The sequence below is a fragment of the Peribacillus sp. N1 genome, assembly GCF_054600815.1.
Genome location: NZ_BAAHZO010000001.1, coordinates 385,403 through 398,876 on the forward strand (window position 1 = coordinate 385,403; position 13,474 = coordinate 398,876).

At 40.0% G+C, this 13,474-nt stretch carries 11 protein-coding genes; 10 read left to right on the top strand and 1 reads right to left on the bottom strand.

The window, feature by feature from the left end; all coding sequences use genetic code 11:
- Positions 1-723: 723 nt before the first annotated feature.
- Together ACYP5M_RS01805 and ACYP5M_RS01810 are read left to right on the top strand one after the other, a co-directional pair.
- Positions 724-2,022 carry an MFS transporter gene (locus ACYP5M_RS01805; RefSeq protein ID WP_098371761.1) on the top strand — a complete coding sequence of 433 codons (1,299 nt, stop codon included), beginning with the start codon at positions 724-726 and terminating at the stop codon, positions 2,020-2,022.
- A 21-nt stretch (positions 2,023-2,043) separates the two neighbouring features.
- Positions 2,044-3,030 (top strand): 2-hydroxyacid dehydrogenase, encoded by a 987-nt coding sequence (locus ACYP5M_RS01810; protein WP_434169378.1) that lies wholly within the window; start codon positions 2,044-2,046, stop codon positions 3,028-3,030.
- A gap of 477 nt (positions 3,031-3,507) precedes the next feature.
- Here ACYP5M_RS01810 and ACYP5M_RS01815 read toward each other — a convergent pair whose 3' ends face one another.
- Positions 3,508-3,660, bottom strand: a complete 153-nt coding sequence (locus tag ACYP5M_RS01815; protein ID WP_098371763.1) for an aspartyl-phosphate phosphatase Spo0E family protein — start codon at positions 3,658-3,660, stop codon at positions 3,508-3,510.
- Between the two features lie 487 nt (positions 3,661-4,147).
- Between ACYP5M_RS01815 and ACYP5M_RS01820 the strand changes: the two genes are divergently transcribed.
- The 8 genes from ACYP5M_RS01820 to xsc all read left to right on the top strand — a co-directional run bounded on the left by ACYP5M_RS01820 (position 4,148) and on the right by xsc (position 13,391).
- Complete coding sequence (locus ACYP5M_RS01820; protein WP_434169379.1) at positions 4,148-5,890, top strand: alkaline phosphatase D family protein; 1,743 nt, start codon at positions 4,148-4,150, stop codon at positions 5,888-5,890.
- 70 nt (positions 5,891-5,960) lie between these two features.
- Complete coding sequence (locus ACYP5M_RS01825; RefSeq protein ID WP_096338675.1) at positions 5,961-6,173, top strand: twin-arginine translocase TatA/TatE family subunit; 213 nt, start codon at positions 5,961-5,963, stop codon at positions 6,171-6,173.
- Positions 6,174-6,320: 147 nt separating this feature from the next.
- Positions 6,321-7,022 carry a twin-arginine translocase subunit TatC gene (gene tatC, locus ACYP5M_RS01830; protein ID WP_402903739.1) on the top strand — a complete coding sequence of 234 codons (702 nt, stop codon included), beginning with the start codon at positions 6,321-6,323 and terminating at the stop codon, positions 7,020-7,022.
- Positions 7,023-7,520: 498 nt separating this feature from the next.
- Complete coding sequence (locus ACYP5M_RS01835; protein WP_202190545.1) at positions 7,521-8,153, top strand: YitT family protein; 633 nt, start codon at positions 7,521-7,523, stop codon at positions 8,151-8,153.
- 371 nt (positions 8,154-8,524) lie between these two features.
- Positions 8,525-9,937: an amino acid permease gene (locus ACYP5M_RS01840; RefSeq protein ID WP_101221791.1), complete on the top strand. Its 1,413-nt coding sequence runs from the start codon at positions 8,525-8,527 to the stop codon at positions 9,935-9,937.
- A gap of 168 nt (positions 9,938-10,105) precedes the next feature.
- Entirely contained in the window at positions 10,106-10,552 is a 447-nt protein-coding gene (locus ACYP5M_RS01845; protein ID WP_459734562.1) for a hypothetical protein, read from the top strand.
- A gap of 71 nt (positions 10,553-10,623) precedes the next feature.
- Positions 10,624-11,454: a phosphonoacetaldehyde hydrolase gene (gene phnX / locus ACYP5M_RS01850; protein WP_459734563.1), complete on the top strand. Its 831-nt coding sequence runs from the start codon at positions 10,624-10,626 to the stop codon at positions 11,452-11,454.
- Positions 11,455-11,627: 173 nt separating this feature from the next.
- Positions 11,628-13,391: a sulfoacetaldehyde acetyltransferase gene (gene xsc / locus ACYP5M_RS01855; RefSeq protein ID WP_101221794.1), complete on the top strand. Its 1,764-nt coding sequence runs from the start codon at positions 11,628-11,630 to the stop codon at positions 13,389-13,391.
- Positions 13,392-13,474 lie beyond the last annotated feature (83 nt).

Sequence of the window (13,474 nt, forward strand, 5' to 3'; positions counted from 1 at the left end):
GAAGAGATAGGTGTAACCTAATGTCACTGTAAGGAACGGATGATGAGCCAGTCTTTCAGTCCTCTTTTAAAAATGCTGTTAAAAAATATAGTAGTAGTAAATGTGCATAGAGATGGAATCTTCACAATAAATGAAAACAGTATTCCGGGTGCTTATCAGGAAGTAGTGGAAGCTCCGTTAACCATCCCAGCTTCCATTAAGATATTGTAATACCAATAGAAAAGTGGATTCAGCAGCGCCAAGCGAACAATTAATGTCCCACTTATCTGGTAAACTACATACTGCTTTATCAGGTACGTCTATGGATGTCCCGCATGTATCAGGAGCGCTTGCTTATATTATAGAAAAGTAATAAAAAACGTCTCTAAGCCTTTCCGGTAGCAAAGCCAGAGATGGAAATGGATCGTGGGCTAAAGTTTGTTATGATTTTACTCTCAAAAAAACGGTCTATCAATTTTTCCCCACTTGGCATAAAACGTTTGCTAGGAATATAATCCTAAAAATAAGAATAAAGATTGACAATCACACATCCTCATAATACGATACTTTACAGAATAAATAGAATTTTCTTTTTATTTTTTGTCACAAAACAAAAACCGAGTTTTATATTATAAAACAATAACCTCCTTGTATATACATATTCTCCAAGCGTGAACTTTGACTTTTTCTAATTTTGGAAGCGCTGCCAATTACGGCGTTTTATATAACAAGGGGGAATAAGGTATGGAAGCAAGAATGGAAACAAAGCAAGAAAAGCCATTAAATATTGGCCGGAAATTTCGCTGGACCGTCGTCATCTGGTTATTGATTGGGGGAATAATCAACTATCTAGATCGGGCCAACCTCTCCATTGCGGCTCCCGAAATGATGAAGGATCTCGGACTGAGCGTGACCGAAATCGGGTTATTGGGAACCTTTTTTTCTTGGAGTTATGCATTAATGCAGCTTCCTTCCGGCTGGCTGATTGATCGGTTCGGGACCAAAAAGGTGTATACAATTGCGCTTATTTGGTGGAGCGGTGCGACCATTTTAACCGGAGCCGTTCATAAAATGAGTTCATTTATTGCTGCACGGATTTTACTTGGAGTGGGAGAAGCACCGTGTTTTCCGACGATGGCTAAGATCACTTCGTATTGGTTTCCTAAAAAGGAACGAGGCTTGGCAACTGGAATTTGGGATTCTTCGTCCAAATGGGGACCAGCCATTGCACCGCCAATTCTCGTTTTCATCATGGTGACGTTTGGATGGAGAGCGCTGTTTTATATAACGGGTGTGATCGGCATCATCTTCGCGATCGGTTTTGTTATTTTTTATAAAAATCCTGAAAAAAGCCAAAAACTTTCCAAGGAGGAATTTGATTACATTAAGTCGGAAGGTGGTGGAGTGGAGCAAGGTATTCAATCATCAAAAATAAAATGGGGTTCGTTATTTAAATATCGAAGCGTGTGGGGGATGATTCTGGGCTTCTTCTGTACCATTTGGATTTGGAACATTTTCCTTGTCTTCCTTCCCCTTTATTTGTTTGATGTCCATCATGTCTCACTTAAAGAAATGGGTATATATGCTGGTATTCCTTGGCTTGGCGGAATCTTTGGCAATATTTTCGGAGGATATCTTACTAAAAAATGGGTCGACAAAGGAATTACTACACCTATTAAAGCAAAGCGTGCCTTAATTAGTATATGTGCCATCTCGGCCGCTATTGTTGTATGTGCAGTTCCACTTGCCAAAGGGCTCGCTATTACCTTAACATTACTGACCCTTGCCCTTTGTTTTATTTCTGCCATTACAGGCAGCGCGTGGGCACTTGCCGGTGACATTGCTCCTCCTTCCATGGTTGCTTCCGTAGGTGCAATTCAGAATTTTGGCGGTTATTTTGGTGGAGCCTTTTCCCCTGTTGTGGCAGGCATGATAGTGGATGCAACTGGTTCTTACTCTCTTGCCTTTATATCTGGCGGTTTAATCGCCGGATGCGCCGCAATCTGTTATTGGTTTATTGTAAAACATCCTATTCAAGAATAGGGTAATCGAGGAGGACATAAATTGATGCCAAAAGTGTATATAGCAAGACCAGTACCGGCCGAGGTAGAGGCATTTATTTCGAAATATTGTCAGTATGAAAAATGGAAAGGCCCTGAACCAATCACCAGAAGCCAGCTGTTAAAGGAAATTTCCGATGTGGAGGGACTGCTCATCACAGGAGAAAAAATAAATGATGAATTTCTGGACCATGCACCATGTCTAAAGGCTGTCAGCAATATCTCGGTAGGCTACAACAACTTTGATCTAGAGGCAATGAAAAAGAGAAGCATAATCGGTACAAATACACCTGATGTTCTCAATGAAACCGTGGCTGATTTAGCTTTAGCCTTAATGCTCTCAGCAGCCCGCCGTATTCCGGAACTGGACAAGCTTGTAAAGGATGGCAAGTGGGGAAATAAAGGCGATGAACCCCTCTTTGGCGTTGATGTTCATGGGAAAACATTGGGCATCATCGGTATGGGGAGAATTGGGGAATCTATTGCAAGACGAGGCAAATTCGGTTTTAACATGGAAGTTTTGTATCATAATCGGCGAAGAAAATCCGAAGTGGAGGAAACGCTAAGTACAACCTACTCCTCTTTAGAGCACCTTTTACGGGAATCCGATTTCGTTCTTTTAATGGTCCCTTATTCTCCGGAGACGAGGCATCTTATGGGACGGGAGCAATTCGCGCTGATGAAAAAATCTGCGATCTTTATCAATACATCCCGCGGTCAGACGGTGGACGAAAAGGCCCTCATTGAAGCACTGCGAAATAAGGAAATCCTTGCAGCTGGTTTGGATGTATTTGAACAGGAACCCGTATCGCCTGACAATCCGCTTTTAGCCATGCCGAACGTGGTTACCTTGCCGCATATAGGTTCAGCTACTCATCAAACACGATTTGATATGGCCATGCTTGCGGCGAAGAACCTCGTTGCAGCGGTTACTGGAAGGGAGGTAAGCAATGTTGTCCCTGAATTGAAAGGACTTCAGTCACAAAAATAGTAAAAATTATTAACACAGCGGAAATATTAGGTTGGCCATGACAAATTAAAAGAATCGTTGATATTTAAAACTCACACCATTCATAAATTTAGATGAGATAGATAGTTTTTTATTAAATGCAGGACATAAAAGAAAAATTCGTTAAAAAGGCATCCATTCAATTTGGATGCCTTTTTAATGGGGAGAAAGTATGTGTTCAAAATGACCCTAAACAATTTGTTCTACGGCACAATTCCAACCAACAAAATAAGACGTAGAAGACTTGACTAGGAAGCATTAGGTTAGAAGGGATGATCATTCATTAGATATATTACAGAAAGAATAGTCCACGGGTCCAAGAAAAGAATACGAGGTGGTTAAGAAGAGAAATATGCTGCATGAACTGCATAGTGACTATTAAAAATAATTCTAAAATAACTCCATGTGTGCAGTTGTAATGATTCCAAGAAGTATTAGTAGAATTAGACATATTTTAAATCATTTGGTTCTTTTTCTTTTCCTAAGTAAATTCAATAGTTTATCTAGTTCCTGGCTTTTATATAATGTTGTTGGGGCTGTAAAACCATATATCATTCCTATAGTTATTAATTCTTTCCTCAATATCTCAATTTTTTCATTTAATTCTTCCATACTCTCCAATGCAGAATCCCTCAAGTACTTTCATTTTTTATTATGAAACCATTATTACATAAATTAGGATGTTTTTAAATAAAAAGTGAGTGACTACTCATTAATTATTTGGACATTCATTAGTCCGATTTTGTATCTTGCTTTTATTCTACTTTCCCGCAGACTTCATTAGGCTTACATAAACAGATGAAATACTATAAGTTTATTAAAAATTTTTCATTGTTAAAATAGCCCATGGAAGTTATTTGTAACGATTAAATAAATGATTCATGAAGAGAACTAGGTCGAAAGACTGTCGTTATATGTTAATGTTTGTAGGTCTATGTAAATGCATGAGTGAATCAAAACTCTTTTTGTGTTCCATGGGGACTATTAGTCCTGAATGAAAATTCCTAATTGGAAATTTATTGATTTACACTTCTTCATACACCTTTAAAAATGCCCTTCTATACTTGAACCAGATTCAAATAATAGGAGGGAAAGATCAATGAATAATGAAAGAGCAATGGATGATTTAATTAAGAATTGGAGCGAATTAGGTAAGAATATGGACCGCCGAAACTTTATCCAGGGAGCAAGTAAGCTTGCCGGACTTTCATTAGGTCTTGCCCTTGCCCAATCAATGGGCGGGATTGAAGTGAATGCTGCCCCGAAATTCAGTGATTATCCATTTACTCTCGGAGTAGCTTCAGGTGATCCGCTCTCGGACAGTGTAGTTTTATGGACAAGGTTGGCACCTGATCCGTTGAATGGCGGAGGAATGCCAAAAGAAGCCATTTCCGTTAAATGGGAAGTGGCAAAGGATGAGAATTTCAGAAAGATTGTCCAGCAAGGCAAGGAAATAGCCAGGCCGGAACTTGGCCACTCCGTTCATGTGGAAGTAAGCGGGTTAAAACCTGATAAGGTCTATTTTTACCGTTTTAAAAGCGGAGGGGAAGTAAGTCAGACTGGGAAAACGAAAACACTTCCGCCAATAGGTTCAAGTGTATCTAGCTTGTCATTCGCGTTTGTTTCATGCCAGCAATTTGAGCATGGTTATTATACGGCCTATAAACATTTGGCAAAAGAAGATCTGGATATTGTCTTTCACCTAGGCGATTACATATATGAATATGGCCCAAATGAATATGTTTCTTCTTCAGGTAATGTCCGTGTACATAGTGGTCCGGAGATCATCACGCTTGAGGATTATCGAAATAGGTACGCACAATACCGCTCCGATACCCATTTAAAAGCGGCACACGCAGCTTTCCCATGGGTCGTGACTTGGGATGATCATGAAGTTGAAAACAATTATGCAAATGTCATTCCGGAAAAAGGACAATCGGTAGAAGCATTCATCAAGAGAAGGGCCGCCGCCTATCAAGCTTACTATGAGCATATGCCCCTTCGTAAATCATCTTTGCCTAAGGGAGCGGATATGCGGTTATACAGAAATTTCACATATGGCGATCTGGCCTCTTTCTTTGTATTGGATTCCCGTCAATACCGGGATGATCAGGCAAACGGCGATGGAAGTTCCCCGCAAACGCCTGAGTCACTTGATCCGAAAAGGACATTGCTAGGTCCAGAGCAGGAACTGTGGTTAACTGACAATCTATCAAAATCAAAAACGAAGTGGAACGTTCTGCCTCAGCAGATTTTCTTTGCACAAAGGAATTATGGAACACCAGCAGCTCCCAAATTCAGCATGGATTCCTGGGATGGTTACCCGGCTGCACGCGATCGTTTAATTGAAGTAATCAAAAGAAACAATCTGGAAAATCTAGTTGTGTTGACTGGTGATGTACACGCAAGCTGGGCAGCCAATTTAAAGGCGGATTTCGATGATCCAAATTCAAAGATTTTCGGTGTGGAGTTTGTCGGCACATCCATCACATCTGGTGGAAATGGAGCGGATAAGCGTGCGGATACGGATAAAATTCTAAGTCAGAATCCACATATAAAGTTCTTTAATGATTACCGGGGATATGTCCGATGCAAAGTAACACCAGAACAATGGAAGGCTGACTATCGTGTAGTCCCATTCGTGACAGAACCAGGTGCGGATATATCGACAAGAGCATCCTTTGTTTTTGATAAGGATCAATCAGGGTTGCGAAAGGTTGCATCAGCAGCGGTTATGGAAGGTGTACAAAAAACGAACGAAGTCGAGGAAGATCGGACACGTGCCCATAATCGCGCACATGAAAAACAAAGAATGAAAAGTCAGGGGAAAGTGACCAATTGATAGGGAACCATTATGATGCTTGACAAGGATATAGCGAAGAAAAATGAGAAGATCAGAGGAGTGAATAAGAATGCTTTCAAATATAGGAATACCTGGTTTGGTGATTGTACTCGTGATTGCACTGATTATTTTTGGACCGTCCAAACTGCCGGAAATAGGCCGTGCATTTGGCCGGACATTGTCCGAATTCAAAAGTGCAACAAAAGGATTAGTGAATGATACAGAAAAAGAGGATGAAAACGAGAATAAAGCTGCGTTAAGAGCTGTTAAAAAAGAGGGATGAAGTAAATGAGATATAGCGGGCGGAAAGACTCGCCTGCTTCTTTTCATGAAAAGAGTTCGAGGGGAAGTGCCTTTTGCTATAGTGCAAGAAAATGTCTTAGAAGGAGGAGTGAAAGTGGAGAGTAAGGATTTACACGTTATTGAGCATATGGAGGAACTCCGAAGCAGAATCATTAAAACACTGATAGGTTTTGTGGCTTTTTTCATAGTGAGTTTCATATTCGTACAGGATATTTATGAACTGCTCATTAAGGATTTGGAAGGAAAGCTTGCCGTGCTCGGTCCGAGTGAGATCCTATGGGTTTATATGATAATCGCTGGGGTTTGCGCAATAGCTGCAACGATTCCGCTGGCAGCCTATCAGTTATGGCGCTTTGTGGCTCCAGCTTTGAAACCGGAAGAAAGAAGAGTTACATTTCGTTTCATACCTGGGCTGTTCATTTTATTCATCACAGGTATCTCATTTGGATATTTTGTGTTGTTTCCAATAGTGTTGGGTTTCCTCACTTCCCTATCGGCCGGGCAGTTCGAGATGATGTTCACTGCGGAAAAGTACTTTCGGTTCATGATTAATTTGATCTTACCTTTCGGAATTTTATTCGAGATGCCGCTTGTGGTCATGTTCCTGACCAGATTAGGGATCATCAATCCAGCCGTGTTGAAAAAGTCTCGTAAGATTTCTTATTTCGTCCTGGTCATAATCTCGATCCTGATTACGCCTCCAGATATAATTTCGGACATTTTGGTTATCGTCCCTTTGCTTGTGCTTTATGAAGTGAGTGTACAGCTGTCCAATATGGTTTATCGAAAAAGGCTTATGAAAGATGAGTCAGCATTACCTGTAACATGAAAATGATAATCACGACCTATTGAATAAATCATTTCTTAGGAAATAGTTAATGGAACACTAAAAAGTTGAGGGGCATATCCCTCAACTTTTTTATTGCGGAATAATATTTGTTGGAAATAATCGGGAAATTTTTTGAAGCGAGCATTATTAGATGACTTCTCGATGTACTACCTGTGGAAATTTAGTTCATTCATTCAGATAACTTTGTACAGAACCTCTACAATGTCTAAATGATTTTGTGGTGAACAAGGAAATCTTCAACTTTTAAGGGGGATGTTTTATTTTATTTATTAGAAGGAGAGAGGATTCTGGTTAGCGAATTCTTCTAATCACTTGAACAAAAATATGCACCCTACGTAAAATCATTCAAAAAATATCGAAAGGGATAAGGGTCGAACAAATTGGTGTAAGAGATGAATGTGTATCTTATGTTCAAGTATAAATATATATTTAGGGGGGAAAGCATTATCAAAAAACAATTGGGATGGTGAGAAGTTTATGAAGGATTTGATGAAAATCATCGCAGGAAACATTTCCATGACCTTTGCCTATGCTTATTTAATCGTTCCAAATGAAATTATCAATGGCGGGGTAACTAGTTCGGCATTATTATTGAATGCATTATCGGGTTATAACATTGCCATGCTAGCCAATTTCGTTACAGGGCTACTGTTAATCATTTGTTTAGTTTTTCTAGGGAAAGAGTACTTTTTTAAGTCAATCGTAAGTTCCCTTAGCTATATGGTTTTTTTTAATTTTTTTTATTCATTGAAGATTAATTTCGATATGAATATCGCTTTAGTGATTATCATTTCGTCGATTTTGATAGCTATAGGATATTATTTATGTATAACAGCAAATGCCTCCACTGTTGGTTTTGACGTGATCGCCTTAATTTTGCATCATAAAAATGAAAAAATTGATATTGCAGCTACAATCAGGATCATTAATCTTATAGTACTCATACTGGGCCTTCTTGTTTACGGATTTACTTCGATTGTTAAGGGAATAGCGTTTACATTGTTTTTTTCATTTCTTCTAAAGAAAATGCTGGATAGAAAGCAGAAGGCCGTAAAGTCAGCAGTGGAAAGTGTGTTGGATGAAACCTCCAAGGTTAAAGAATTAAAATGAACAAATTGCCGACTAACTGGAGACCGTTTGTTGTATTTAATAATTTTCATTTTGTTATCTAAATATTCTGATTTTTAAATTGACTTTAAAAAAATGAGAGTGTATTATACACATAGAAAGTGGTACTAACATCATGACGTAGTGATGTTATATCTGCTTCGAATTTCAAAATAGCACTTAGGAAGGAGGAACAGTGATATAGAATCTTAATTTCATAGTCATCTCCTGTGTTGTTTTTAAAATGCCATGTTTCCAAGTTCCCACTATCTTTGTGAAATTGTAAAGGACAGGCGGTAGAAAAGTCCTGTTTTTACATTCAAGTAGCGATTATGTTAGTTGATTCCCCAAAATATTGAAAGTTGGTGGAGGGTATGAAACATCAACAGGAAGAACTGAAACCAGGTCTGAAACAAAGACATTTAACGATGATATCTTTGAGTGGAGTCATAGGCGCTGGTTTATTCGTAGGAAGCGGTATCATAATTGGTCAAACGGGCCCCGGGGCGATATTATCATATGTTTTGGCGGGCTTGATCGTTGTTTTAGTCATGAGGATGCTTGGGGAAATGGCCACAGTTAATCCCAATACTGGATCTTTTGCCGTTTATGCAAGAGAGGGGATAGGTGAATGGGCCGGTTTTACAACAGGTTGGTTATATTGGTTCTTTTGGGTTATCGTAATTGCTTTGGAAGCAACAGCTGGAGCAGCAATCATACACAGCTGGCTTCCTTCCGTCCCCGTCTGGGTCATAAGTCTATCATTGATCATCCTATTGAAAATGACGAATATTTTTTCCGTAAAATCGTTTGGTGAATTCGAATACTGGTTTTCAATCATTAAAATAATCAGTATTATACTATTTTTGTGCCTGGGTGTGGCAGTGATATTAGGGTTTATCCCAACGATAAAACCACCTGGCACTTCGAATCTTTTAAATTTTGGCGGTTTTATTCCGAACGGGCTAAGTTCTGTGCTTGTTGGCGTCGCCATTGTTTTTCATGCATTTGTTGGAGTGGAGATTCCAGCGATTGCCGCGGGTGAGACCAGTGACCCGGTAAAATCAGTTAGAAGTGCATTGAATAGTGTCGTTTGGCGAATTCTGATTTTCTATATTGGATCCATCGCGATACTAGTGACGCTATTACCCTGGAATTCGGCTTCTCTGCTGAAAAGTCCATTTGTTGCCGTCCTTGAATTATTGGGAATCCCTTCTGCTGCACTGATCATGAATATAGTGATTCTCATTGCATTGCTATCCTGTTTGAATTCGGGATTATATACGAGTTCACGCATGTTATTTTCACTTGCACAAAAGGGTGACGCTCCAAAGGTATTTTCAAAAGTGAGCAAGAACGGCGTTCCTATATTTGCTGTAGTCGGCTCTACTTTATTTGCCTTTATCAGCACCATTTTCAGTTATGTTTCACCTGATAAAATCTTTTTCTTTTTAGTGAATTCCTCAGGTGGAGTCGGAATTCTTGTTTATCTGGCCATTGCGGTTTCCCATCTCCGATTAAGGAAGAGAATGGAGAAAGAGAATCCCGGAATTTTCAAGATCAAGATGTGGTTATTCCCTTATTTGACTTATGCAACCATAATTTCCATGATCTCTGTGTTGATATTAATGGCCTTTATCGATTCGCAGCGCCCACAGTTTATCTTTACCATGCTATTTAGCTTGATCGTTATCTGTTCATTCTTTTTCATTCGAAGAAAAAAAGCGAAGTCCATGGAGAATGAATTGAATATTGTTTCTGGTTCCCCTAATTCTGAAAAGTTATAGATTTGGCTCTATACATTATAAGGCAATTCTTCTTTTGCTTCTAAGGAACTCCTCAGACAGAATTCTTCAATCACTAATCAGCTAGAATATGATTCCCATAGAAAAAGAGAGTTGTGCCATTAAGTGCTTGGTGCCATCTGTCTTTTAAATCATGAAGGAGGGATTATGTTGAATGGTTTCCGTGTAATAACTTATGGGGCTGTCCTTGGAGCCCTATTGCTGTCAGGCTGCAACAATTCAGCTGAACCGGACGAGGCTCAACAGGAAAATAGTCCAGTCATGAATGAAAATCCCGATTCAAATACGGGTGAAACCCAGGTTATTAAAAAAGGTGTCGGCGATGTGATTCGATCCATAAAAGGATTGGATTCAGAAATAAGTATGGAGGCGGGTTCAGAGAAAATTCAAGAATTGGGAAAAGAGATCAGTTCTAATTGGGATTCGATAGAAAAGCAAGTGGAGGATGAATACCCAAATTGGTATGAACGGATTGAGAAAAACCTTTACCCATTAATTGGGGAGTCAGGGAATCCGGATAAGGACCTTGAAAAGATGAAAAGACTCTCTGAAGCTACTAAAAAAGATCTTCAGTTATTTTTGGAAGAAGTTAACTGAATTTTTTCTATAGCCGGGTTTAGCATGTTTGGTGATTTTTGAGGAGGTAAGGATAAGGAGGGGAGCATAGATTGGAAAATGCAAAAGAATGCAAAGAGGTTCAGGCAGTCATATTTGATTGGGCAGGAACGACGGTGGATTATGGTTGTTTTGCGCCGGTCCAAGCATTTGTCGAGATATTCAGGATAAGGGGGATAGATATTACCATTAGGGAAGCAAGGGAACCTATGGGTTTATTGAAAATGGATCATATAATGGAACTCCTGAAAATGAAACGAATCTCCAATTTATGGATTGCTAAATTCGGGAAAGAACCGGACGAAAGAGATCTAAAATCATTATATAAGGACTTTGAGGCTTTGCTTTTTAAGGTTCTCAAGGAGAACGCCAAGCCAATACCAGGCGTAATTGAATTAGTCAGCCGATTAAGGAAGCAAGGAATAAAAATCGGTTCGACAACAGGGTATACTAGTGAAATGATTGATGTTGTTAAAGAAGAGGCAGAAAAATGGGGCTATCAACCAGATTCCATCGTTGCGTCTACCGAAGTGCCGGCAGGAAGGCCTGCCCCATGGATGTGCTTTAAGACGGCGATGAATCTCCAAGTGTATCCACTCAGCAAAATCGTTAAAGTCGGCGATACGATCAGTGACATCAAAGAAGGCATTTCTGCGGGAATGTGGACTGTTGCCGTATTGAAGGGCGGCAGTGAAATCGGCCTTTCAGAAGCAGAAATCAACGAAATGGACCCATATGATCTGCAAAAACGGATGAAGCATGCAGAAAATCGTTTTTGGAATGCAGGTGCCGATTTCGTAATTGATGAAATAGGTGATTTATTGGAAATCATCGATAGGATCAACTACAGATTGACAGAAAAAAAGGATACATTCATTGGTTAAAAAGATTCTTATATATGAGTTAGTGACTATAATGATAAGATACTTTAAATAAATTCAAAATATTCAATTTATTTATTGACTGTTTCATTCAATGGTAGTATTATACATCTTGTAACTGGTACGGACGTCGCAACGTCATTATCAGAAATAACTATAATTAAGGAGAATGTGCTATGGTCGAAACAAAAATGTTAAGAGGTACGAAAGTTAAAATGACACCAAGTGAAGCCATCGTTGAGACATTAGTGGCCGAGGGAGTTAAACATATCTCGGGAATTCTGGGATCTGCTTTCATGGATATGCTTGATTTATTGCCAACTGCAGGCATTCGTTTCATTGGTGTCCGCCATGAACAAAGTGCAGCACATATGGAAGATGCATATTGTCGTGTCTCCGGGGTTGCAGGAGTTGTCATCGGGCAAAACGGGCCTGGAATGACGAATATGGTCACCTCTGTTGCAGCGGCCAATCAAGCTCATACTCCTATGGTGGTCATATCACCTTCAGCTGGTACACCAACGGTTGGATGGGATGGTTTTCAAGAATGTGATCAGGTTTCCATCTTCAAGGCCATCACGAAAGAAACGGTTAGAGTGACACACCCTGGCCGGGTCGCTGATTGCCTCAGGACAGCATTTCGGATTGCCTATGCCGAGAGGGGGCCGGTTTTATTCGATATTCCCCGTGATTACTTCTATGGTGAAGTGGAAGATCAAATACTTCAACCACATCAATATCGCGTAGATGAACGGGGATGCGGATCATCTGCATCATTGGATAGAGCAGCTGAAATTTTAGCTGAAGCTGAGTATCCTGTCATCATTTCCGGTAGGGGAACAGTTGATTCGGATGGCATTGAAGAAATTAAGAATATTGCAGAATATTTAACAGCTCCAGTAGCTGTCTCCTATATGCATAATGATGCCTTTCCTGCTGATCATCCATTATCAGTCGGCCCAATCGGTTACATGGGTTCAAAGGCTGCCATGAATACGCTTAAGAAGGCGGACGTCATATTGGCGGTCGGTACTAGATTATCGGTATTTGGAACGCTACCATGCTATGACATTGATTATTTCCCTAAAGATGCGCAAATCATCCAAATAGATATTAACCCGAGGCAAATAGCGAGGACGCACCCTGTGGAAGTTGGGATCATCGGAGATGCCCGTGAAGCTAGCCATGAAATCTTGAAACGGTTGAAGGCTAGTAAACCTAACCTGAAACAAGAAAAAAAGCGGATGGTCGAAGTAACGAATGAAAAACAAAAATGGGAAGAAGAATTGGTGAGACTTGCGATGATCGATGGAACGCCAATCAATCCGCGTCGAGCCCTATTGGAATTGACTAAAGTGTTGCCTGAAAATGCCATCGTTACTACAGATATCGGTAATGTATCGTCAACTGCAAACGCTTACTTAAAGTTCAACCAGAGCCGCAGGCATATCGCTGCCCTTACATTCGGGAACACGGGATTTGCTTACCCATCCGCACTTGGTGCCAAGTTAGCTGAGCCGAATACGCCTGTTTTAGCCATTGTTGGAGATGGAGCGTGGGGCATGAGCTTACATGAAGTGAGTACGGCCGTTGAAGAAAATATACCGGTCATAGCATGTGTCTTCAATAATAATGCATGGTGTGCAGAGAAAAAGAATCAGGTCGATTTTTATAATAACCGTTTTGTAGGGGCGGATATCCAAAATCCTGATTTCGCAGAAGTTGCCCGATCAATGGGTGCTGTTGGTATAAGAGTCGAAAAAGCTGACGAGTTAGGGGCTGTCATTGAAGAAGCAATAAAATCAAATAAACCGACTGTCATTGATATACAAGTAGATGGAACACAATTAGCTCCGCCATTTAGAAAAGATGCATTAAAAATGCCTACTAGATTATTAGAAAAGTATTCTCATTTAGATCATAAAAACTGGGATAAATAATTGTATGAAACTAGAGTGATATGACAGGTGCTATGACTTGAATTTTGGGTCATTGCACCATCACCCATTCGCTCTAAAAGGTC